Here is a 24976-nt window from a genome sequence, read left to right on the forward strand (position 1 = left end):
GTCCTCAGCAGGTTCAATCCATCCCTACTTACTTTCTTCCTGCTCCTCCATCACAAAATCCGGTTTCCCCCCAGCTTCATAAGCGCTCAATATAGAGTCCAGCAAGCCTGGGAAACGTGCATTAAGATCCTCAGTCCGCAGGGACAACATGCGCTGTGTTCCTTGAACTCGTGTAAAAACAACCCCTGACTCGCGCAAAGTACGGGCATGGTGAGACATGGTGGATTTTGCGATCGGGACGTTGAAGCAGTTGCAAGCCTGTTCTCCATTTAAGTGAATATCCGATACGATATGTAAGCGAATCGGATCGCTAAGTGCATACAATACGGAGGCAAGCTGAATGTCCTTGCGGTCCGGATGAAATAGTATTTTCACGGATGATTATCCCCTTTTGTCGTACGATGAATGCGAAAAAAATATTGGTGTTCCTAATTGCATTTTATATCAACGCATGCTATATTTCAATTGTTCGTAAGTAATCGAACTATTAAACAATAATAAAAGGAGTGCTTCGCACATGACTTCTGTAAATAACCTCTCCGCGAATGCGGATCATGAAGCCTCCGTTCCGGAAGCGCCTCTTCCACGAGAAGGCCTGCTGACCCTGCTGTTCAGTGTCGCTGTGGTTCTCGTCATCATGAATACGGCTATGTTCAATCTGGCGCTGCCTGATGTGACCGAAGCCTTTGGGATTACGGCTGCGTCCGCTTCTTGGATTGTCACCGGGTATTCCATTATGTTCTCGATTACCTCAATCACGTACAGCCGGCTTTCTGATTTTCTGCCGATTCGCCGTCTGTTGGTTATAGGCTTGTTGACGCTGGGCCTCGCGGCTGTTGCCGGCTTTTTCAGCACCAACTTTATCTTCCTGCTTATCGTTCGCATTCTCCAGGCCTCGGGCGCGGGCGCGGTAATGTCCTTATCTCTTGTCCTGTTTACCCGCTATATCCCGCAAGCCCGCCGCGGCAAAGCAATGGCGACAATTATGTCAGCCGTCTCGCTGGGTCTAGGGCTTGGTCCGGTCGCGGGCGGAGCCATCGTCGAATATCTCGGTTGGATTTGGTTATTCTCTGTAACGGCAGCTATTCTGCTTCTAGTGCCGCTGTTCCTTATTCTGCTGCCCAAAGAAGTACCCACCCGTGGCTCCTTTGATGTGCTTGGCGGGCTGTTCTTGGGCGTCGGCACGACCGGGCTGCTGCTGTTCCTGACCAGCGGGCTGTGGATTGCCTTGATCGCCGGAATTGTCGCCATTGCTTTATTTGTTGGCCGTATCCGCAGCACACCTGATCCATTCGTGATGCCGGAGCTTTTCCGTAACCGCTCATATCTCGTGTTGACTCTGATCGGAGTTGCCTCCTACCTGTGCAGCTTTGCCACGTTATTCCTGCTGCCGCAGATTTTGACTCACCGTTTCGGCTTCAGCGCAAGCCATGCCGGGCTTGTGATCTTTCCGGGTTCGCTGCTCGCCATCTTTGTCTCCCGCTCCGTGGGACGAATCATTGACCGTTATGGCAATGCGGGGATTTTACGTTTTGCACCATTGCTCGTATTGACCGCTACCATCCTATTCGCTTTCTTTGCTGGGCGGTCATGGATTGCCGTCATGTTCATCTATATGATTATGAGTCTGGCCTTCACGACACTGTCCAGTAGTGTATCCAATGAAATCTCTCGGATTCTGCCTTCTTCGCAAATCGGCTCTGGGATGGGCCTGTTCCAGCTGCTGCAATTCTTTAGCGGCGCCTTCAGCGTAGCTATGGCCGCAAGCGCTCTGGAATGGCAGCGCGGACTGCCGCTTTCTGCAGCCTACTCCAATATCTACTGGGGACTCTCTATTGCAGCATTGATCGCCATCATCTCAGCTATTCTCTACCGCCGAGGTAACCGAAGTAGCTCGCTGACCGACATAGTAGATGCAGCAGATGCATAAGACCTAATCGGCTAACACATATATTATTTCATGCAAAAAAACACCCTGCGGCCCATTTCCGGGACTGCAAGGTGTTTTTAATAAATTTTAACAGTCCTTTAGACCACTAAATATTCCGCATTCTTCTCACATTCCGCACATTTGGCCGGCGGGTCCCAGTCCGAGAACTCGGTCTCCTTCAAGTCCACAATATCAGGTGCATCCTCATACTCGTCCACAAATTTGTCGATGGCTAACTCTACATGTTCTTTACATACTACATACATTCAACCAAGCATCCCTTTCTGTGCCGCTGCGGCCTAATACTCCTTCTATTGTTCTACCATACTTCCCACGAAAATGGAACTCCTATCTATCCATTCCAGCAATCTGTTCATCCATTGTCTATATTCTTGCCCTACCGAAAAAAAAGATTCCTCCCACCCCAAACGGGCAAAAGGAATCTCTTCACTTATCTTTCTCTAATTTCTATAAATGTTATCTGCAAATTCTCCATCCTACCCTAGAAACTCCACTGGACGATCCAGCTCATACAATCTGCGGTAACGTGGTTCTTTTTCCATCAGCTCCGCATGGGTTCCACGCATTTCTACCGAGCCATTTTCCATAAAAATCACTTCATCCATCTGCTCCGCACCAACCAAATGATGCGTTACCCAGATCAGAGATTTACCGTCCATAGCTTCAAACATCGTCTGCAAAAGATCACGCTCCGTGCTTGGGTCCAACCCTACGGTCGGTTCGTCAAGAATGACGACAGGTGTATTTTGCAGCAAAATACGAGCTAACGCTATCCGCTGACGCTCTCCACCGGAGAAACGTTGCCCTGCTTCACGGACAAAGGTATTGTATCCATCTGGTAACGAGGAGATCAGCGTATCCATTTTGGCTAATGCGCCAGCTTCTTTAATCGCTTGTTCGGAAGCCTTCGGATCACCCATGCGAATATTGTTCGCTACCGTAGTATCAAATAAGTGTGGGCTTTGATTTAGCACCGCTATAATAGAAGGAATATTATCGCCATAGGCAGCAGCCGCGATTCCATTAATCATAGCCGAACCTGCAGAAGGTTGGATAACCCCTTGAATAGCCTTTAACAACGTCGATTTCCCTGCCCCGCTACGGCCAATGATGGCAATTTTTTTACCTTGTGGGATGTCGAGGCTGAGATCACGAACCGACCAGTTATCCTCTGATCCATAGCGGTAACCCACATTTTCGAGCTTGATATGAGCACTTTTTATGGCCTGAGGTAGAACATCGACTACAGATGCCTGTTCGGAAACTATATTCTGCTCTTCTCCGACCACTCCAGACAACCGCTCCAGCGAGTTACGGTACTGCGGGATTTTCTCCACCGCTTCGGATACTGGCAAAAAAGCATCTGCTACAGGAAAAACAACCAAGACAAACGCCGCAATCAACGTACCTGCAATAGCACCATCCGCATACTCCCCGGCGGCCCAATATAACATCGAAAGTACACCAACCCCAACGACTGCTTGCCCGATGAACGCACGTAGACGCGCCCAGCTGCGCAGCGCTGCATCAGTTTTGGCCACTTTTTTCTCATCTGCTTCATAGGTCTCCACGAACTGACTTTGCCGTCCACTAATGACCCAATCGCCCATACCAAGAACGGCGTCCGTCAGCTTTTGATAGAGGCGATTACGCTCTACCTTCACTTCACGTTGACGTTTCTGGGTGAACAACAAAGATATAAGCGGCAATACCACGACCAACACCAAAATATACAAAGCCATTAATAACGCAAAACTGATATCAAAGGTGCCCATCGCAATCACTGCAACCCCGTAGATCAATAAAGCAATAACACTTGGAAATACGGTTCTCAGATATACATTTTGTAAATATTCGATGTCATCAGCTAACATCCCGAGAATATCCCCAGTACGGAAACGCGACGACAGGAACAAGGCCTGTGGCTCCAAAATATTGTACAGGCGCACACGCATTTTAGAAAGAATCCGTAAAATGGTGTCATGCCCAATCAGCCGTTCCACGTAGTGAATGACTGCCCGGCTTGTTCCGAACGTACGTACACCAACAATCGGCACGTAGATCATCAGGATATTTTCGACCGGTGTAGACGCTTTTGAGATCAGAAATCCTGAAGTATACATCAATGAAGAGGCAGTAAAAATCGTCAACGCCCCAAGCACAATAATTAGCACAAAACGCCAAAAATACGACGATACATAGGGAGCAAACCATCCTTCACGTTTCAATGGATTCCCTCCAATTGCGACCCAATCAACTCATAATACGCACCCTTGCGGGCAAGTAACTCCTGATGGGTACCGATTTCTGCCACTTGGCCTTGCTTCATTACTACAATAATGTCCATATCGAGCATCCAGTGCAGGCGATGGGTAGCCAGAAAGACCAGCTTTCCTTCAAAAAGCGGCACCATCGTCTCCTTCAGCTCATATTCCGTTTCAATATCCAGATGCGCCGTTGGCTCGTCTAGAAGCATAATCGGACGGCTGCTAAGCAGTGCCCGTGCTAATGCCACCCGTTGCTCCTGACCACCGCTGAACGAACGGCCGCCGCTACCAATCATCTCATCTAAGCCATGCGGAAGAGTATCCACCAAACCCGATAAACCAGTAGCTTTCACTGCCGCGGCAACAGCCTCCATAGAAGCCTCAGGGTAATAAAAACGTATATTATCAGCTAACGTACCGCTAAAAATATACGGATGCTGCGGGATATACGAGGTCTGTTTTCGCCAAGCCTCATCCGTTAATGCACTAACCGTAGTACCGTTAACCGTGATACTTCCTGAAGTAGGGTGTAAGAAGCCCCCTAATATATCCACTAAAGTAGATTTACCGGCCCCGCTCTCTCCGATAATCCCAATTTTGCTAGCTCCTTTAAATTGCAGGTTCAGCGCTTCCAGCGAAGAAAGCCCTGCTTCCTCATACTTCAGGCTAACGTCATTTAATGTGAGCACGCTATTCTCATGCCAAGTGAATATTTGTTCCGATGTTTTTGCTGCAGAACCGACAGATAGATCACCGTTAGGGACGATTACTTCAGCCTTCACCTCATCTTGATCTATAATGCTCTTCATTGCTTCAGCGGCTTCTTTCCCATCCAAAGTAGCATGGAAATCTGAACCTACCAATCTGACAGGCAGGAAATATTCCGGAGCCAAGATTAGAATCGTTAAGCCCGTAACCAATGTCATTTGTTCATTTACAAGCCGCAAACCAAGACTTACCGCTACAGAAGCTACAGACAGCATAGTGAAGAAATCCAGGGCGAACGATGACAAAAAGGCCACTCGCAGCGTACGCATGGTCGCCGAGCGATAACGATCGCTGACAGCAGCAATGCTGTCGCTATGACTACGACTGCGTCCTAGAAATTTTAATGTTTCTAGCCCACGTAATGAGTCTAGGAAATGATTAGATAATGTGCGATACGATTTCAATTGCCGATCCATTTGCTTACGGGCCGTCATCCCAATCAAAATCATAAAAACAATAATAATCGGCATAGTTACCGTAAGAATAATCCCGCTCGTAGTGTCCATCGTAAAGACGTATATAAGCACCAAGATCGGTGTAACAGACATCCCTACCATTCTAGGAATGATCGCTTCCAGATACGTGCGGAATTTAGTTACCCCTTCCAGCACCAGTGTAACAAGATCCCCGGTTCCACGCCCGCCCACCATTCTAGGGCCTAGCTGGAAGAGCTTGTCCATCATTTCCCTCCGCATAGTGCTGCCCGTTGCTTCCGCGAAGCGGTAAGAGACACGGCTCATCAGCATAGCACAAGCATGGCGCACAAGAAATGCAAGAAGGAACAATAGCGCAGTGCCCCATTGTTCCTTCAGAGGTTCTCCCGCAAATAGCGCAGAGATGACTTCTGCCAGCGATTTAGCCAGCAGAAGTATGGACAAGCTTTGCACCAGGGTAAGGAAGCCTACAATCAGAAAGACTGGCTTAACTCCTTTATACCCAAGCAAGTTTTTATCCATTAGTATTCAAGATGCTCCTTCTCGTGAACCCGTTTATGAAAGACAAAGTAACTCCAAATTTGATATCCCAATACGAACGGAAGGATGGTCAGTGCCACAATCGTCATTACCTTCAAAGAGTAATGGCCCGAAGCCGCATTAGTGATCGTCAAATTAAAAGCTTGATCAATTGAACTAATCATAACACGCGGGAACAATCCTACAAAGATAGAAGTTACCGAAAGCGCCATAACTGCTCCTGTCATTCCAAAAGCGTAGCCATCCTTCTTCTTCGTCATGAAGTAACCGGACAGTACAAAGGCGATAACTCCCAGGGCTACAATAATCATAAGAATCGTTCCACGTTGCTCGAAAATATCCGTCATATTATAAGTCATAATCACAAAAGCAGTAAATAAAGCTGCGAGTGGGATTAGCAATTTTTGAGCCAACTTGCGAGCGCGAACCTGTAGATCACCCACTGTACGCAGTGTTGTGAACATGAGACCATGCACCAGGCACAGAAGGACAACAGTAAGCCCTGCTACTACAGTGTACACATTCACGATATCTGTGAACCCTGCATACATTTGCATCTCCCCATCAATAGGCAACCCTTTGATAAAGCTTGCAAACACTACAGCCAAGAGGAATGGTGGAAGGAAGCTGCCGATAAAAATACAGGCATCCCAAGTTCTTTTCCAAGCCAATGAATCACGTTTACCTCTGAATTCAAAAGCGACACCACGCGCTATCAGAGCTAATAAGGCAAATACAAAAGGAATATAGAATCCACTAAACAGCGTTGCATACCACTCGGGGAAAGCCGCAAACATTGCACCCGCAGCTGTGATAAGCCATACCTCATTCCCATCCCAGAAGGGTCCGATCGAGTTAATCAGAACACGGCGCTCTGTATCATTTTTAGCGAGAATTTGTGTTTCCATCCCTACGCCGAAATCGAAACCCTCCAGGAAGAAGAACCCTATAAACAGAACTGCAATCAGCACAAACCACAATTCATTAAGAGATATCATGGGAACCCTCCTCGTTATATGGATCATTCGAATCGCCGTGATCGTTATCCATTGCATAAGGACCTTTTTTAATCACTTTAATAAACAATCCGACCAACACTAATCCTAGAATTAAATAAATCGTTGTAAAAGAAATCACGGAGAACAGAACTTGACCACTTGTAATATTAGGCGACACACTGTCTTCCGTTGTCATTAGTCCGAATACCGTCCATGGCTGACGCCCGAATTCGGTCATAACCCAACCGGCTGTATTCGCAATCGGAGGAAGCAACAAGCCCCATAACATAAACCGCATAAACCAAGTGTTCGGACGGTCCATTTTTTTGCGCCACATTAAGTACATAGCGTACATTCCCAATACAATCATTAACGTTCCTGCTAGAACCATGATCCGGAAACTCCAGAATGTCGTACGTACAGGTGGAATATAGTCACCGGGGCCATAGGTTTGCTCATACTCCGCTTGCAGCTCAAGCATACCTTTAACTTCACCGGAAAATTTACTGTATGAAAGGAAACTCAGCATATAAGGAATTTGAAATTCTCCAGTACTGATTTGATTCTCTGGATCAATGTTTGCCCATACGGTCCAAGGTGCCGGGTCACCACTCTTACCCCACAGTCCTTCGGAAGCTGCCATTTTCATTGGTTGAGTTTCAACCAAATATTGCGCTTGGGCGTGACCAGCAACAGCTACACCAATAGAAGAAATAATCCCTACGATGGCTGCAATCTGAAAAGACTTCTTAAAGAAAGAAACCTCTTGTTTCTTCAATATTTTATAAGCACTAATACCTGTTACAAGAAAAGCACCTGTTGCATAAGCAGCCAGTACGGTGTGTGGGAATTCAACCAGCAATTGTCCGTTCGTAATAAGCGCGAAGAAATCGTTCATTTCTGCACGTCCATTATTTATCGCAAAACCCACAGGATGCTGCATAAAAGAGTTAGCCGCTAGAATCCAGAATGCAGATAACATCGTACCGAATGCTACCAGCCAGATGGACAGTAAATGTACTCGCTTGGACACTTTATCCCAACCGAATATCCATATCCCAATAAAAGTAGACTCCAGAAAAAAGGCTGCCAATGCCTCAACTGCAAGTGGAGCCCCGAATACATCACCAACAAAACGTGAATAATCGGACCAGTTCATCCCGAACTGAAATTCCTGCAATATCCCTGTAACTACCCCTACTGCAAAATTGATGAGGAATAGCTTTCCCCAGAACTGCGCCATTTTTTTGTACTCTTCATTACCTTTTCTAACGTACATTGTCTCCATGATTGCAATCAAGAGCGCTAGTCCGATTGATACCGGTACAAAGAAATAGTGGAATATTGTCGTCGACGCAAATTGTATACGCGACAGCATTACTGTATCCATATTTGTCCCTTCCTTCTCCCCTTTTCGTTAATTATATTCTGTCAAAAATTTAAACTTCTTTTTGTGATAAATGTCACATAAAGATAGTCATTTAACGGTGAAATTCAAATGATTTGTGACAAAGATCACAATTTAGCATAAAGAAAGCAAAAAAAATAAGACGGTTTACCCGTCTTGAGTGGTTCGTCGTTCTATTAAATGCTTGACTCATTTAGGTATTGGTTAGATGGAAATACCCTTCTTCAGCGATTTGAGATCGCCATTCGAATTAAGCAATTGGGGTAGCATCTTCGTGCTGCGAACCATTGGAGAGTCACATAGACGGCAAGAAGGCGCATGTTCAAATGCGAAATTATCCCTCATCCATCCGTTGCATCCCTCATTGGTACATGCCCAAATTGCGGTATTTTCTTCCGGTATTTCTTCCAAAGGTTTCTTCCGGTAGTTCATTGCCGTTCCTCCCATCCTGTAAGTCAATAGTGAGTAACTAGATATAAAAAGACCGTCCCAACTTTCACAAGCTGGGACGGTTTCTTCTATTATTACAGTTTTACAACGTTTTCGGCTTGTGGTCCACGGTTGCCTTGAACAACGTTGAATTCAACGCGTTGGCCTTCGTCCAAAGTTTTGAAGCCGTCGCCAGTGATTGCGCTGAAGTGAACGAATACGTCGCTTCCGCCTTCAACTTCGATAAATCCGAATCCTTTTTCTGCGTTGAACCATTTAACTGTACCTGTTTGCATGTGTGTTACCTCCACAAATTTAAATTAATATGTTCTTTTTATCTTCAAACAAAGAAAAAATTCACACATTGAAAAAGGTTGTATTACCAAATATGACAGCCCTTTTCAATGCGAGAATTAGGGACTAAATGTATGATTGATATCATATTACCACACCTGATTAGCAAAGGCAAGCAAGCATCCGAATATATCCCTTTTTGCCCTAATAAGTATTACCTTCCAATGTAAGGGCTGCCACTTAGTGTTTATTCCCTAAATAGATCCTTTTTCTGGCATAATTATCATGGTTTTAGAAAAATAGCTTTTCCAAAAACGTTACTTTTATCCGCTTTTTCAAGAAGGTACCCCCTCGGAATCGAAGGGGTAGTCCGCTCTACTTGTCGTAACTGCTATATCATTATATACCGACTTCCAGCATATTATTCCTGTGGTTTTTCAAGAAGTTTAACTGTTGCCTGTTTGGCCTCGCCGTTTCGATAGTAAGTAATTTTCAGATCATCACCGATCTTCGTATGATTATATAAGTACTTGCGAAGAGAAAGGGTAGATATGATTGATTGATCATTAAATTTGGTAATGACATCATTGAATTGCAGTCCAGCTTCCTTCGCAGGGCCAACGGCTTCTAGAACAACTACTCCATCCTTAACACTGTTCGGCAGGTTCAATTCATTGCGTTGATCTTCTGCTAGTGGAACGTACGGATTGTTCAAATCAACTGAATATACACCCAAGTACGAACGGGCAATATGTCCTTTTTCAGCCAGCTCATTAGCGATATCTATCACATGATTCGCAGGAATTGCAAAACCCAGACCCTCTACACCCGTATCTGAAATCTTCATTGTGTTAATTCCAATGACCTTGCCATCCAGATCCACTAATGCGCCGCCACTGTTTCCTTCATTAATCGCCGCATCGGTCTGTATCACTTCTTGTTCCCAGTCATATACTCCATCCTGATTAAGGGATACGGGAACCATCCGTTCAGTATAGCTAACAATCCCCGAGGTCAATGTATCACCAAGTCCTAGCGGATTACCGATAGCAATGACCGTTTCACCTAGACGAAGCTTAGAGGAATCACCGAGCTGCGCGATGGTATCGATTCCTTTGGCATCAATAGAGAGTACCGCAATGTCGCTTACTTTATCCGTTCCAACGAGTGTTGCCTTACGAGTCTCTCCGTTCACTGTAACTACTTCGAGATTACCGGAGTCTTCAATGACATGATTATTGGTAATGATAAATGCTTTATTCCCTGTCTTTTTATAGATCACTCCTGAGCCTAGTGCAGACTCATCCAGAATGTTTAATTCTTCATTATCTTCTTTATGATTGATAATACTTACTACTGCAGGGCGAACCGTGGCAGCAGCTTGAATAATCCGGTCAAATGGATCACTACTGCTTGGGGCAACATTTCCAGTTGCTACAACCGGCTTCTGAGCAGTCTCATGACTCATCTGGCCTGTAAACATACTGAATAACAAAACTGCCACCACAGCGCTGACTAAGGAGCAAACGGCGGATATTTGCCAAGTAGATAAACCCTTACGCGATCTGCGTACAGAATGTCTACGATTAGCAAACGATCCCTTTGATGCTTCATCCCCTCTGGACCGCGAAACTTTAGTTGAATAGAAATCATCATCAAACAATCCCACCGAAAATCTCCCCCTTCTATTGCCAAGCGTTCACTGTTGGTAAGACCTGAACCTATAGCAACCACGTCCGAACCAAACCTCTGTAACCATTAGACTCCAAATATCACTAAAAAGTTTCACTTTATCCATTAACCCCACAAGAGTTTCGATCAATCGTTAGATTATGATAATCTTTTAATATATCTTCTCTATTAGGAATATTTTGCAACTTAAAAGACTACAATAAAATAGAAGTGTCCCTAAAATTTTAGCTTTGCTCATCACGCTTTTAATTGTATCACAGGCAACCTGCAATTCGGGATTTTCCTCAGCTAAAACACCTGCGAATTTTTTACAGTTTTCAGTTCTAATTACACTATATATTCACACTATTAAAGGAGGATTAATTATGAGTTCTTTTTCAACAAGTATGGATTTAGTCGAGTTTATCGGTAAGCTTGGTGACTTAAAGGATGAACACTACCACATGACCCTTGCCTTTAGCGCAATGATCGAATTGATGATTGAAAAAGGCCTAATCTCCCGCCAAGAATTAGATCGCAAGACCGCTGAACTTGATCAGCTTATGACTGGCTCAGCTTATCCCATGGCGTAGGTTGATCATAATACGTATCACACAGTCTGAACTCACTATCTTTGAAAAAACAGCCCCGATCCTCCATTGCGCCGCGTACCGACATTTTTGCCAAATCCATCATATTGTGATCCCGGCTTAAATGCGCCAAATAGGTCCGTTTGGTCCGCCCTGTAAGAATTTCGCTAAGCGCAGCTCCAGCTGCCTCATTGGAAAGGTGACCCATGTCGCCTAGGATGCGCCGTTTCGTATTCCACGGATAACGTCCCATTCTCAGCAATTCGATATCATGATTTGCCTCCAGCACCAATACATCTGCATCTGAAATTGCATCTCTTACCTTATCACTAACATAGCCCAGGTCTGTAGCTACACATAACTTCTCTTTTCCATCATAAAAATTGTAACCCACTGGCTCCGCCGCATCATGAGAAATCGCAAAGGATTCTACTCGCATACTGCCGAAATCCTTGTGCTGGCCAGACTCCATGATCATACGGTTATACTCCGGTATTTTACCAATTCCCTTCTCGATAGCTCCCCAGGTATTGGTGTTCGCATAAATCGGAAGATCGTATTTACGGGCCATGGCCCCGAGTCCCTTGATATGATCGGAATGTTCGTGTGTAACTAGAATCCCGTCTATATCATTACCCGTTAGTTCACGCATGGCCAACAGCTCATCGATCCGCTTGGCACTAAAACCTGCGTCAATCATAAGTGTTGTCTCCCCGTTTCGTACCACCGTTACATTGCCGGTAGACCCACTGGACAGTACTGTAAATGAAATCCCCATTTTCCTTACTCCTTCTACTCTGTTGTCTTAGGACTGATGATGTCCGCACTAATAGCATCCACATAATAGGCATTGCCGTTCTCCAGCATAAACCGCCACATCGGCGAAGCTACCTGACTTTCCGAGTTGAACAGCTCACCGTAATACCCCAGCTCAATCTCCTTCACTACGGAATCTGCCGGGAAATACTTCTCTATCAAACTACTAAGTGCTTGCGATGCTGGAAGCACCTTCTGTTCTTTATCGCTGCTGCTTGTCCCTATTTCAATCTTCGGCCAGCGGTAAGCTACGATTTTTTGATCACTGTTAATCAACTCTAGCCTAACACGGAACAACGACCACTGATTTTGAACCAGCGGATGAAGAACAAACTTTCCAACCTCACTTTCCTGTGAATCAAAGCGATAATTGGAAATGTCAGGAATCTTATCCTCAAGTGCCTTGCTAAGCTCTGAGAAGGAAGAATAGATCAGCTTGCTGTCTATAGGTACATCTAATTTAATTGGTGGTTCAGTCTGCTCTTCAGCAGAATAACGATAAGTAATGTTAGGAAGCTGCGGGGTAGAGGCCGGAATGGGACACAATACACGAATCCCTTTCTGCTCCATTACGGCTTGGGTCTCAGCAGACAGGGAAGTAAAATCAAGATTAGCACTAACCTGATCGCGCAAATCGACCCACAGCTGGTAACATAGCAGCAGATTCAGACCTAAAAAGGCGCAAATCAGTACATTTTTAGCTCTTCCCCAATCCATACCCGAACCTCCTAAATGTTATATGAACCACTTGCCCATTAATTCAAAGTAAGCACGCTGCCATCACTAAGTGTAACTTTCCAGACAGGTATCAGCTCCAGATGATCTTCCTTCACCTCAGGCACATAAGCAGGCGTTAAATCCTTCACTGCCGAAGTTTTACTGACCAGAGACAACCTATACTCCAGATCCGCACCTCCAGATAGCTCCACTACCTTTTTTACGGCCTTACTTTCATCTATATAGATTAGAGAACGTTCATAAGAGGATACTGTTCCCTGCTGCAGTTCCAGATTTATTACACCATACTGTAATGATGAATGGCTCATTATCGGATAGGAGCCGTACGGATAGGAGCCATAATATTGTTGAAAAGAGACCTTTCTCTCCTGTCTCCCTTCCTCTGTAGCCTCCAAACGGTAAGTCCCATTCCATCCGCCATGCTGGTTCACAAATTCTACAGCTTCCAAAGCATCCTTGGCAGGGGTACTTTCTCCAGCTGGAAGCGCCGCAGGGTCGCTATAGCTCATCCAGTTCTTACCCTGGTCCACCTGAAGGCTTCGTTTGCTGTCCGTATAAATCTCCGAGCCGTTTTTCTCCCGGATATATCTAGTACTTCCAACATCGAAGAAAAGATTACTCTGCATTTGCTCTATGGTGTACATCCCGGAAGGCATGTCTACCTGAACCAGAGAAATCTTACTGTCTGGCACATAATAATCCCCGCTTACGGTCTTGTAAGGCGTCCAATTCTTACCAAAATCGACATGCTGCTGCACATCCTGAACCGTTAAATCCGCTTTTGCCGCTTCGTATATGATGTCGCCTCTCGTACTGAAGAAAATAGCATGGGCCTTGGAATCGTTCTTAATGTTATAGATCCAAATGCGATCGATGCTTTCTCCTTCAAAAAGGGAATCTGGCGATAACTGCATCACCCGCTGCAATAACGTTACCGGAATGCCCGCTCCGAACGAAAGCTCAATCCCAGGATTCTCATTGCGGATCTTATCCCAATCATAATCCTGTACCGAGTGCCGCTGAAAGCTTTCGAAGCCACGACCTTTTAAGCGATTCATGATCAAGCTATAGAACGTAGAGTCCGGATAAAAAAGCGTATGCTTGCCTTCCCCCATATGGATGATCATTTTGTCAGGGTATAACAGGTTCTCTACCTTCTCTTCCGGACCCATATTATCTGTCTTCACATACAGGTTCTCAGAAAGCACCGCAGAATCAGCACCAGGCAAGCGGTAGATCAAATAATAGCTTTCAACCAGGCTTCCGAGCACGAGCAAGGCTAGAATGCATGATTTGATTCGTTCCTTCACGCCTCACTCCCCCTTTGCTCGTTCAAAGGCAGGGTAAAGGTTACCTTTGAACCTTCATTTAGCTCGGATTGCAGGGAAATGGAGCCTCCATGTGCCTTCACAATTTCCCGGGCAATGGAAAGGCCAAGTCCAGTGCCTCCCATGTTCCGCGAACGTGCCTTATCCACGCGATAAAATCGTTCGAAGATCCGCTCGATATCTTTTTTCGGAATCCCTATCCCCGAATCACGTACAGAAATGGAGAGCATTCCATCCTCATTCTTCAACGCTTCCAATTCAATTGTACCGCCTTCTGGCGTATATTTTAGCGCATTGGAGACCAAATTCCCCAAGACCTGGTCGATTTGATCACGATCAAGCCACGCCGTAGTAACATCTTTGCGGACCCTTGTACTGATATCGATACGCTTTTGCCGAATTTGAAAAGAAAAACGATCCGCAACATCCTCCAGCATCTCGGTAATATCTGTCTGCTGAATTCGAAGAAGAGCTTCCTTGGAATCCAGACGGGAAAGATGCAGTAAATCCGTAACCAGACGAATCATCCGTTCCGTTTCGTTGCGAATCACCCCAACAAACCGAACCGCCAGCTGCGGATCTTCAAGTGCTCCATCATCCAGTGCTTCAACATAGCTTTTAATAGTGGTAAGTGGTGTTCTTAGCTCATGCGAAACGTTCGCCACGAACTCCCGGCGTGATTCCTCCAGATTCTCCTGTTCGGTGACATCCTGCAACACAGCAATTGTGCCGGCAATGCCACCCTCTCGACGATGAATCGGAGTAAACGTCACTCTTACGATATTAGAATCTTCTCCACCCATATGGGTCAGATGAAGCATTGCAGATTGGGCATTACCTTTAGCCAGAGATCCGCTTTGTTCGTAATCTAAGCCCAACAGTTTATCTAGAGGAGCACCTTCCGGCAACGGACCTTCATTTCCGAGCATCAATGCTGCCCGCCGATTCATCAGAATCACTGCTCCGTTCTCATCTGTAGCCACAACACCATCACTCATGTTCGTCAGAATAGAGGTCAGCTTCTCCTTCTCTTCTTCATTCTGCGAGAGTGCCTCACGCAATCTACCGGTCATATAATTGAACGCCTGACTGAGTTGTCCAATTTCATCATTGCCCAATACGGGCATTTTACGATTGAATCGGCCTTCAGCGACCGCCGTAGCATGCCTCGTCATTTCCTTAATAGGCTGCGTGATAGTGTGCGCCAGAATGACGCATAAAACAACCGTTAACGCTAGAGCTAACAGCAAACCTGAGATAAATACACTATTGATCCGGCCCATCGTGGCGTATAGATCCTTCATGTCAGCAGCAATATAGATTGCGCCCACTACCTTGTCCCCCGAGAGCACAGGCTTAGCCACAACCTTTTTCCGCACATTATCATCCGCAATAATATATTCCTCGTTATCACTGATGCCCTGCAAGGCCCGATTCACAACTGTCTGGGTGTTACGCTGCCCGACATAGTCATTCTGCGAGGGAACGGAAGTGGTGATGATTTTGCCGCTGGCATCCAGTACCTGAATCTCAGCCCCGTTAATGTACAGATTATTGACCATCCCGCGCAGACTTTCCACAGCCGTTTCCTCATCTGCCGTTCCAGCCTCACTACCAAATTTATCAGCAGTCAGGATAGACAACATCTCAGCACGTGCTTTAAGGTCCTTAGTGAAATTATCTGTTAACGAGTTCTTCATCGAGCTGACAAAATAAACCCCGATCAACTGCATAGCTATCAGAATCAGCAATACGTAAATAATAATAAGTTTTGCCTGAATTGTCCGGATAAAGGACCGCCACTTCATCACAGTCCTCCATTTTTAGGGCTATGCATCAAATAGCCAAGTCCACGCCGAGTATAAATATATTCGGGCTTGCTGGGGTTCTCCTCAATTTTCTCTCTTAGACGACGGATCGTCACGTCAACGGTCCGCACATCACCGAAATACTCAAATCCCCACACTGCCTGCAGCAAATGCTCCCGAGTCATCACCTTACCGGCATGTTTGATCATATAGTAGAGCAGCTCATATTCACGATGGGTCAAGTCAAGCGGCTCCCCGCCCTTATAGACCATATACATGTCTGTATCTATAAACAGATCAAAATGATAAATGCCCTGCTTATTCTCTGCAGGTTCACTCGCCATCCCCTGTGGTGACGGTTTATGCTGTCTCCGCATCTGGGCTTTAACTCTGGCCAGCAATTCACGTGTACTAAAAGGTTTGGTCACATAGTCATCAGCACCAAGCTCCAGGCCAAGTACCTTATCAATCTCTCCGTCCTTGGCTGTAAGCATAATGATAGGAATGTCCAAGTGCGCAGAACGCACCTCGCGGCAGACGTCCATGCCATCTTTGCCGGGCAGCATAAGATCAAGCAGCATAAGATCGGGCCTTTTGGACAATGCCAGCTCCACTGCACTGTTGCCATCAAAAGCACAAATAACCTCGTAGCCTTCTTTTTCTAAATTAAATTTCAATATATCAGCAATAGGCTGTTCATCATCTACTACCAGAATCGTTCCCATCTGCATGTCCCAGCTTCACCTTCCTATCCTTACTTAATGATCATTCCTTTATTTTAACATACCTGTCTAACCGTCACATCCTACGAAATAAGCAATCCCCCTGCCCAGCAAAAAGAAACGGCTTTGCCGTCACTCGTAGATTAAAAAAAATAAAAACCGCCCGATTAAAATCGAGCAGTTAAAGGATAAAGTATGAATTATTGCAAGTACTTCATTGGATTTACAGCAGTGCCATTCTTCCGAATCTCAAAATGCAGATGTGTACCCGTCGAACGTCCGGTGCTGCCCATTACACCAATCTTGCCACCCTGCTCCAAGCGTTGGCCTGTAGAAACCGAGATGCTTTTTAAATGACCATAATAGGTCTGGTATCCGTTGCGATGATCCACAATAACTACATTCCCGTATCCATTCTGCACCCCTGCAAAGATTACGGTCCCGGCATCAGAAGCTTTTATATTCCGATTGCTAGATACCATATCAATACCCTTATGGGCACGGCTCCAACGCTCACCGAAGCTACTTGTCAGGGTTGCCCCGCTTACCGGCCAACTGAACATGCCTGTTCCTTCACCAACAACCTTCGTTCCCCGATAAACAACTTCTGGCAGCGAGGCTTTTATAACGGTCTGGCCTAACCATTCTTCTTGAACAACCGTGCCATTTTCCTTTGTTACCCGATACTCCATTTCTTTAAGTCCAGTTTGTCCTGGACGAACCACTTTGCTTTTGCCTGCCGCTAGCTGATCGCTCGAACGCACAACCACTTCCGGCTCAGTCACTATCTGCTCAGTCACTTTTTCCACAGTTACTACTGTAACATCTGGTTGGGGTACCTTCAGCTTCAGTGTATCTCCAATCTTCAACGTCAGCTCTTTCACGTTAGGGTTGTTACTATAAATCTCTTTTTGGGTGATTTCAAACCGTTTGGCAATCCCCGAAATCGTATCACCCTCTTGAACGGTATAAAGAAGAGGCGCCTCTTTACCTTCAGTAAGTGTCTGGACCGCTGCCTCCACATCCAACACTTTATTAGGATCTGCTTTGATAGGAACGATAGAAATATCTTCACTAATCTCTACCGACTCTACTTGCTCTGGAGCCTTCGCTTTTGCAGCAGATGAGCTGGAAGCAGCCGTTCTTGTTAGCTTACTAGCCGTCGTTGCTACTTCTGCTTGTGGGACATAATGATTTTTTACCCCTTCGAGCACAGCATTAGCAGTTTCCTGATCCTTAACTATGCCAACGGCCTTGCCATCTACCATCAATTGGACGCCTACCGCATAAGCTTTCAGCATTCCATCTAGTTTAGTAAGTGTCGCCTCACTATCAACTTCTGGCTTGTATGCCTTCTGCTCTTCTATTGTTATGCCCTCTGTTTGCAGCACCATGGTTGAATTCGGATATTTCTCCTGATATTCTCGTTGTTTCTTATCGTATAGCTGGTTAAGCTGCGTCTGATCGGTAAGTCTTCCGACTTCTTCGCCCTTCACCAACACTTGATAATAGGTAACCGTGTTAGCGGCTACATACTTTTTCTCTGCTCCAACCAAAACCGTAGCTAGAAGCACAAGGCCGACAGATCCCAAAATCCAAGCACGCCGAAATCTGCGAGTACCTTTCTCTTGTTGAAAGTGTTTGGAGTCGTGATCGAAATTGTGGCTCTGTTGAACATTCGCCTCGGATGCTGCTGGATGTCCATCCTGCAGCTTGCTCATCCGACGCATGAACTTAAATCCCTTCATGAAACTCTCCCTTTCAGTCCGCTTTTACTTCCGACAAAAGCGGCCAAGCTAATTGTACGACCTCGATTATATAGATTACGTCCATGTAAATTTCTGCGTATACTAGTGCTTAATTCCTGCTTCTAATGAACCTATAAAAAGGCTGTTAAGGAGGTTACAAAAATTTAACCTCTTGAGGTCCTTGTTTACTGTACCATAGCTTAGAGAAAAATTTCAACTTTAGACATGACAAAAAACCCGCCAAATACGCGGGTTTTTTGCGCAAATATGAAATTTTAACCTTTTTCTTGTGTCTATAAAGTGACAATTATAAAAGCTATTGCGTAGATTCTGTAGTTGGTGTAAGCATTTTCATTATGCTCTCATATTCGTCTGCATCAACATATTTTGCAATTACCTGTTGCAGCTCTTTAACCTCATCTTCTGTTAATCCATCCTCCATCGCTGTTGAAATTTTTGCCATCTCATCCTGGGGTAGTTTGGACATCAAAATATTGAATATATTTACCTTCTCTTCCGATGGAAGATTATCTTTGAAGTCACTGAGTGCCTCAGGTGTCATTACTAATTGTTGGTCACCAACACTTCCACTTCCGTTATCAGCTGAACTTTCGGTTGTAACTTGCCCCATAACTGGTAAGGCATCAGTCGGAGTATTATCATCTACGGGCTCGCCCTTGCCTTTAGCTGGCGAATCCGTGCTTTTGTCGGTCTCCTTGCTAACTGTACTCCCTGTGGTTACTTCTTTATTGGCTGTATCCGAGTCAGATTTGTTATCCATGCCAATGATGCTCCGAATCATTCCTCCAAATCCCGGACCGGGAGTATTCACTTTAATATCGAAGCTAGCCAGTACCGACTGAATATAAGCATTTACAACCACGCCCGTTGTTAGAATTGAAAGAGTGCTGGCAAGTACCACAATCAGACATACGCTAAGTGCTCGCTTCACGATCTTCATCTTCATTTCTCCTCTCACCTATGTTCAAGACTATCTGGTAGATCATGTACATGTTCTTCTATACATCCAGTATTGACTAGAACCGGCCTTGGGAAACGTCTAGGTATAAATCTAGGCCCCAAAAGAGAGAGAGATAGTCCTCAGAACAAAAAAAAGAGCCTCTAACGAGGCTCCTTAGTATAACTAGGTTTTAGATATAAATTGGCAATACTTGATTCGTCTGCTCACGGTTACGACCCACTGAGAAGATAGCAATCGGAATACCTGTAAGCTCAGATACACGTTCAACATATCTGCGTGTATTTGCTGGAAGATCATCCAACGTTTTTGCAGAAGTAATATCTTCGCTCCAGCCTGGAAGTTCCTCATATACCGCTTCACATTCTGCCAGCATTTTGAGGCTAGCAGGGTAATGAGTAATTACCTCACCACGGTATTTGTAGCCTGTGCAGATCTTCACAGTCTCAAGTCCGCTAAGTACATCCAGCGAGTTAAGAGATAGCCCTGTGATTCCACTTACCCGACGAGCGTGACTCACAACTACACTGTCGAACCAGCCTACACGGCGTGCACGTCCGGTAACTGTGCCATATTCATGACCTGTTTCACGGATATAATCACCTGTTGCATCATTCAGCTCTGTAGGGAACGGGCCATCTCCAACACGAGTGGTATAGGCTTTTGCAACCCCAATAACCTGTTTGATTTTGGACGGTCCCACACCAGAACCTATGCATACCCCACCGGCAGATGGGTTGGATGAAGTAACAAACGGATACGTACCTTGATCGATATCAAGCATTACTCCTTGCGCACCTTCAAACAACACTTTGCGATCCGCATCAATGGCATCATTAAGAATAACAGAGGTGTCTGTTACATAATTACGCAGCACTTCTGCATATTCCAGGTATTGAGTCAGAATCTCTTCTACGTTAAGAGCTTCAGCACCATAGACCTGCGTAATCACTTGGTTCTTCTCTTGCATCAAGGGGCGGAGTCTCAGTTCGAATTCCTCAGCGTCCATCAAGTCAGCAATACGGATACCGTTGCGTGCTGCCTTATCCATATAACAAGGACCGATACCTTTACGTGTAGTACCAATCTTGTTCGGACCCTTACGGTCTTCTTCGAGAGCATCCAGCACCATATGGTATGGCATAATGACATGAGCACGATCACTGATCACTAAGTTCTTAGTATCAAAACCGTTCTCGTGAATATAATTTATTTCTTGGATCAAGGCAGCCGGATTAATAACCATTCCGTTACCAATTACACAAGTTTTCTCTTTATAAAATACACCCGAAGGGATCAAGCTGAGCTTAAACTTCTCACCGTCAATCAGAATCGTGTGACCGGCATTATTGCCCCCTTGATAACGGGCGACCACATCTGCACTTTCCGCTAGAAAGTCAGTGATTTTCCCTTTACCTTCGTCTCCCCATTGTGTTCCCACGACGACTACCGTTGACATGTTCATTCCTCCGTAGGTGCTACTTAGCACCATTATTTTTCATAATATGGACCCTATACGTCATTCTTATGTACGTGGCCCTCCGGACGCCAAGCAGATTTAACCCGCTAAAGGACAATTCTCAGTGTAACAGCGGTTTTTTTCAAAGTCAAATAAAACGAACGATTACACAAAGAAATGTGCAATCGTTCGGGAATTATACATGTCAGGTTTAACCAGCAAATGGTTCCGCATGTGCTCGCTCGTAGTTAACGAACTTGTTGAAATTTTTAAGAAAGACCAGTTCTACCGTGCCTACGGGACCATTACGCTGTTTAGCTATAATGATCTCAATAATATTCTTCTTCTCCGTATCCGCATTGTAATAATCATCACGATACAGAAACGCAACAATATCGGCATCCTGCTCGATAGAACCCGATTCACGCAAGTCACTCATCATTGGACGTTTATCCTGGCGCTGCTCTACACCCCGGCTTAACTGCGACAGGGCAATAACCGGCACATCCAACTCACGGGCAATCTGCTTCAGTGTACGAGATATATCCGATACTTCCTGCTGACGGTTCTCTCCGCCTTTACCGCGGCCCTGAATGAGCTGCAAGTAGTCGATGACGATCATGCCAAGTCCTTTTTCCTTCTTCAGTCTCCGGCACTTTGCACGAATATCGGTTACCGTGATACCTGGTGTATCGTCGATATAAATCTCCGCTTCAGATAGAGACTGAATACCCATCGTCAGCTTGGACCAATCATCATCACTCTTGAAGTCACCGGTACGCATAATATTGGCATCTAAGTTGGCTTCAGCACAAATCATCCGCTGTACCAGCTGTGGCGCTGACATTTCCAGACTGAATATCGCAACAGTTTCTTTAGCGCGTACTGCCACGTTCTGTGCAATATTCAGGGCGAATGCAGTCTTACCAACAGATGGACGAGCCGCAACAATGATCAGATCGTTACGTTGGAATCCGTTAGTCATATGATCTAAATCCACAAATCCGGTTGGGATACCTGAGGTACCCCCCTTATTTTGATGAAGCAACTCAACCTTGTCGAACACTTCCATCAAGACATCGCGGATCGCAATAAATCCACTGCCGCTCCGCCGGTTGGAGATTTCAAGAATGCGCCGCTCTGCATCACTAAGCATATCGGCTACATCTTCACCGCCAGTATAACCTTCGCTCACAATTTGCGTGGCTGTGCGAATCAAACGGCGCAGCATGGCTTTCTCTTCGATAATCTGGGCGTAGTATTCTACGTTAGCAGCAGTAGGCACGGCATGCGCCAGCTTAGCTAAGTAGCTAACCCCACCAATATCTTCAAGCTCTCCTTTGTCCTGCAGTCTGGACGTAAGTGTAACAAGATCAATCGGCTGGCTCTCTTCTCCGAGCTGCACCATCGCCTCAAAAATCATTTGATGCGCTTTATCGTAGAAGTCTTCGGTATTCACCCGTTCCATTGCAGTAATGAGCGCTTCATCCTGCAACAGAACCGCACCAATTACCGCCTGCTCGGCTTCAAGATTCTGCGGGGGAACCCGATCGAAAAAGAGATCTCCACCCATGTTACTCCTCCGTTACCTCAACCTTAAGTGTGGCCTTTACTTCAGTATGCAATTTTACGCTTACTTGAAATACTCCTATATGGCGAATTGGCTCACCTAATTCAATCTTGCGCTTATCAATAGTAATTCCTTTGGTGGAAGCCAGTGTCTCAGCAATCTGTTTGCTTGTAATAGCACCGAATAAACGTCCGCCTTCACCTGATTTTGCTTTCATTGTCAGTGTTAGCTCGTCAAGCTTCTTACCCAATTGCTGTGCTTCTTCTTTTTCGTTATCTTTACGGCGTTGTTCAGCAGCCGCTTGATTCTCCAGCGTCTTCACGTTACCTTCCGTTGCCGGACGAACCAATCCACGTGGCAATAAGAAGTTAGAAGCATAACCTTCGGATACCTCTTTAACCTGACCTTTTTTACCTTGACCCTTAACATCTTTTATGAATATGACCTTCATTCGAATAACCCCTCTTTCGATTCGATTTCAGCCAGCACCTGCAGTAATCTGGCTTCTGCTTCTTTACATGTTCCTTCAAGCTGTACCGCGGCATTGGACAGATGCCCTCCGCCGCCTAATTTCTCCATCACGACCTGTACATTCATACGTCCTAGTGATCGGGCACTAATGCCAATCAGGCCGTCAGGCCGCTCGCTGATGACGAATGAAGCAACTACGTTGGTCATCCCAAGCAGCGTGTCCGCAGTCTGAGCAATAAGAAGCTGCGGAATTTTCATGCCTGGTGCCGTAACTACAAGCGCGATTTGGTCATACACCATCCGCGCATGTTTGATAATTTCGGCTTTGGAAATATACTCCTGTAAATCCTCCTTGAGCATGCGCTGAATAAGTACGGTATCGGCACCATTCCGGCGCAGGAAGCCTGCGGCCTCAAAGGTACGCGACCCCGTATGAAGCGCAAAATGCTTCGTATCCACCGTGATCCCCGCTAACAACATTGTAGCATCCAGCGGACTGATCTTTACCTTCTCATGAATATACTGAAGCAGCTCTGTCACCAGCTCACAAGTCGATGAAGCGTAAGGCTCCAAATACACCAATACAGCATCGTTAATGAACTCTTCACCTCTTCGGTGATGATCCACCACTACAATTCTGCTGGCATATTGCACTAGCCGCGGCTCCATCGTCATAGACGCCTTATGTGTATCCACAACAATAAGCAGGGTATGCTCTGTCATGATCTGTAGGGATTGCTCCGTTGTGATGAATGACTTATACAACTCATCATCCTTACGAATCTGCTCCATCATGTTAGTTATCGATGGATTAGGAGTCTCCATCACAATGCTAGCCTCTACATTATACATCTGCGCAGCCCTTAACAGGCCGATTGCAGCACCCACAGCGTCGATATCCGGTGTCCGATGACCGAGGATCAGCACACGATCGCTCTCCTGCATCAGATCCCGCAAAGCATGCGCAATGACCCGCGCCCGCACTCGGGTACGCTTCTCAGCAGCATTACTCTTGCCGCCGTAGAAGGATAACCGTTGGCCTGCTTTTACAGCTGCCTGATCACCACCTCGGCCAAGCGCCATATCTAGACTGGATTGGGCCAATGCCCCTAATTCACTTGCTGAGTCTGCGCCAAAGGCCAGACCAATACTCAGTGTCATGGGTACCTTAAGATCAGCAGTCATTTCTCTGACTTCATCTAGAATCACGAAGCGGCTCTCTTCCAACGCTTGCAGGCTACGATGATTAAGCAGCATTAGATAACGTTCCGAGGACAACCGCCGCAGATAAACCTCAAACTGCTTACTCCATTCAGTGATTTCACTCGTCACTTTAGCAATCAGCGAGGTTCGCTGTTGATCATCCATCCCTTGAGCGGATTCATCCAGGTTATCCATCATCACTATGCCGATTGCCAGCTTCTCATCCTCATACCGCTCACGTAACACCACAAGCTCAGTGATATCATACAAGTAAAGAATACGCTCACTCGGAATAATGACAGCTTGATAAAATCGTTCATCCACGGTGATCTCAAGGCGGGTGTCATGGAGCACACCCTCTTTGGCGACCTCCCGCTTACCCGCTGCAGCACCTGTGAAAAAAGACTGCATATCAGGCAATAATTCTTGCAGTGATTCCCCAACTAAAGACTTGCGTGCAAAAATATCGCCGGCATAGCGGTTATTCCATTCCACCGTTCGATCCTCGCTAAACAGAATGATTCCAAGCGGCAGCATGCTGACTGCTTCGCCCTCTACCCGCTTAATGCGGAAAGATAGTCCATTAATATATTCCACCAGATTACGGCGGAACGAGATCTCCGCTTTCAACATATAGAAGCATAAAGTACCTGACAGAAACAGGCCGGCGACCCCAAGCGCCCAGTTATAAATACTGACAATTATAATAAGGACCAACAGCAGCATGAACGCCCATACGGTATGATAGCCGTGCCAGCGTCTTTGCAGAAATTTAGGCATGAAC

General features: G+C 45.8%; 22 protein-coding genes. 2 read left to right on the plus strand and 20 right to left on the minus strand.

The genetic code is table 11. From position 1 onward, the window contains the following. Nucleotides 1-24 precede the first annotated feature (24 nt). Entirely contained in the window at nt 25-375 is a 351-nt protein-coding gene (locus MHI32_RS30220; protein WP_076124295.1) for a helix-turn-helix transcriptional regulator, read from the minus strand. 142 nt (nt 376-517) lie between these two features. Here MHI32_RS30220 and MHI32_RS30225 point away from each other — a divergent pair, with 142 nt between their 5' ends. Then, nucleotides 518-1930, plus strand: a complete 1413-nt coding sequence (locus tag MHI32_RS30225; protein ID WP_340011670.1) for an MFS transporter — start codon at nt 518-520, stop codon at nt 1928-1930. A 98-nt stretch (nt 1931-2028) separates the two neighbouring features. Here the strand turns inward: MHI32_RS30225 and MHI32_RS30230 are convergent, their stop codons facing one another. From MHI32_RS30230 to MHI32_RS30265, 8 genes are all read right to left on the minus strand, one after another. Further along, nucleotides 2029-2196: a CxxH/CxxC protein gene (locus MHI32_RS30230; RefSeq protein WP_063829780.1), complete on the minus strand. Its 168-nt coding sequence runs from the start codon at nt 2194-2196 to the stop codon at nt 2029-2031. A 231-nt stretch (nt 2197-2427) separates the two neighbouring features. Continuing rightward, nucleotides 2428-4179: a thiol reductant ABC exporter subunit CydC gene (gene cydC, locus MHI32_RS30235; RefSeq protein ID WP_340011672.1), complete on the minus strand. Its 1752-nt coding sequence runs from the start codon at nt 4177-4179 to the stop codon at nt 2428-2430. Beyond that, nucleotides 4176-5942: a thiol reductant ABC exporter subunit CydD gene (gene cydD / locus MHI32_RS30240; protein ID WP_340011674.1), complete on the minus strand. Its 1767-nt coding sequence runs from the start codon at nt 5940-5942 to the stop codon at nt 4176-4178. Before cydD ends, cydC begins: the two co-directional genes overlap by 4 nt. Next, a complete protein-coding gene (gene cydB, locus MHI32_RS30245) occupies nt 5942-6958 on the minus strand; it encodes a cytochrome d ubiquinol oxidase subunit II (RefSeq protein WP_340011675.1) in 1017 nt (338 codons plus the stop codon). Before cydB ends, cydD begins: the two co-directional genes overlap by 1 nt. Next, the gene (locus tag MHI32_RS30250; protein WP_076105177.1) at nt 6945-8348 is read right to left on the minus strand and encodes a cytochrome ubiquinol oxidase subunit I; all 1404 of its coding nucleotides are present in this window, start codon (nt 8346-8348) and stop codon (nt 6945-6947) included. Before MHI32_RS30250 ends, cydB begins: the two co-directional genes overlap by 14 nt. Nucleotides 8349-8570: 222 nt before the next feature. After that, on the minus strand, nt 8571-8798 hold the full coding sequence (locus MHI32_RS30255) for a cold-shock protein (protein ID WP_036677829.1): 228 nt from the start codon (nt 8796-8798) through the stop codon (nt 8571-8573). 92 nt (nt 8799-8890) lie between these two features. Next, on the minus strand, nt 8891-9091 hold the full coding sequence (locus tag MHI32_RS30260) for a cold-shock protein (RefSeq protein WP_019914582.1): 201 nt from the start codon (nt 9089-9091) through the stop codon (nt 8891-8893). A 419-nt stretch (nt 9092-9510) separates the two neighbouring features. Further along, nucleotides 9511-10758, minus strand: a complete 1248-nt coding sequence (locus MHI32_RS30265; protein WP_076124305.1) for a trypsin-like peptidase domain-containing protein — start codon at nt 10756-10758, stop codon at nt 9511-9513. Between the two features lie 388 nt (nt 10759-11146). Here MHI32_RS30265 and MHI32_RS30270 point away from each other — a divergent pair, with 388 nt between their 5' ends. Further along, nucleotides 11147-11353, plus strand: a complete 207-nt coding sequence (locus MHI32_RS30270) for a hypothetical protein (protein WP_036677826.1) — start codon at nt 11147-11149, stop codon at nt 11351-11353. On the opposite strand, the gene MHI32_RS30275 is transcribed toward MHI32_RS30270, so the two are convergent. The 11 genes from MHI32_RS30275 to MHI32_RS30325 form a co-directional block, all read right to left on the minus strand. Further along, nucleotides 11322-12128 (minus strand): MBL fold metallo-hydrolase, encoded by an 807-nt coding sequence (locus MHI32_RS30275; RefSeq protein ID WP_036677825.1) that lies wholly within the window; start codon nt 12126-12128, stop codon nt 11322-11324. The two genes, MHI32_RS30270 and MHI32_RS30275, sit on opposite strands and share 32 nt — an antisense overlap. Before the next feature lie 14 nt (nt 12129-12142). Continuing rightward, complete coding sequence (gene yycI, locus MHI32_RS30280; protein ID WP_036677823.1) at nt 12143-12883, minus strand: two-component system regulatory protein YycI; 741 nt, start codon at nt 12881-12883, stop codon at nt 12143-12145. A gap of 38 nt (nt 12884-12921) precedes the next feature. Then, nucleotides 12922-14214, minus strand: coding sequence for a two-component system activity regulator YycH (gene yycH, locus MHI32_RS30285; protein ID WP_076124306.1), 1293 nt, complete (start codon nt 14212-14214; stop codon nt 12922-12924). Continuing rightward, nucleotides 14211-16040 (minus strand): cell wall metabolism sensor histidine kinase WalK, encoded by a 1830-nt coding sequence (gene walK, locus MHI32_RS30290; protein WP_340011678.1) that lies wholly within the window; start codon nt 16038-16040, stop codon nt 14211-14213. The genes yycH and walK overlap by 4 nt, the downstream gene beginning before the upstream one ends. Next, a complete protein-coding gene (gene yycF, locus MHI32_RS30295; protein WP_076124308.1) occupies nt 16040-16771 on the minus strand; it encodes a response regulator YycF in 732 nt (243 codons plus the stop codon). The genes walK and yycF overlap by 1 nt, the downstream gene beginning before the upstream one ends. A gap of 191 nt (nt 16772-16962) precedes the next feature. Further along, on the minus strand, nt 16963-18510 hold the full coding sequence (locus MHI32_RS30300) for a M23 family metallopeptidase (RefSeq protein WP_340011681.1): 1548 nt from the start codon (nt 18508-18510) through the stop codon (nt 16963-16965). 316 nt (nt 18511-18826) lie between these two features. Further along, entirely contained in the window at nt 18827-19471 is a 645-nt protein-coding gene (locus MHI32_RS30305; RefSeq protein WP_076132908.1) for a hypothetical protein, read from the minus strand. A gap of 190 nt (nt 19472-19661) precedes the next feature. Next, on the minus strand, nt 19662-20948 hold the full coding sequence (locus tag MHI32_RS30310) for an adenylosuccinate synthase (protein ID WP_076105178.1): 1287 nt from the start codon (nt 20946-20948) through the stop codon (nt 19662-19664). Between the two features lie 211 nt (nt 20949-21159). After that, a complete protein-coding gene (gene dnaB / locus MHI32_RS30315) occupies nt 21160-22521 on the minus strand; it encodes a replicative DNA helicase (RefSeq protein ID WP_036677807.1) in 1362 nt (453 codons plus the stop codon). A gap of 1 nt (nt 22522) precedes the next feature. Beyond that, a complete protein-coding gene (rplI, locus tag MHI32_RS30320; protein ID WP_036677804.1) occupies nt 22523-22969 on the minus strand; it encodes a 50S ribosomal protein L9 in 447 nt (148 codons plus the stop codon). Further along, nucleotides 22966-24972 (minus strand): DHH family phosphoesterase, encoded by a 2007-nt coding sequence (locus tag MHI32_RS30325; protein ID WP_076181714.1) that lies wholly within the window; start codon nt 24970-24972, stop codon nt 22966-22968. Before MHI32_RS30325 ends, rplI begins: the two co-directional genes overlap by 4 nt. Between the last annotated feature and the right edge of the window lie 4 nt (nt 24973-24976).

The sequence above is a fragment of the Paenibacillus sp. FSL H7-0690 genome (genome assembly GCF_037980415.1).
GTDB lineage: Bacteria > Bacillota > Bacilli > Paenibacillales > Paenibacillaceae > Paenibacillus_AQ > Paenibacillus_AQ odorifer.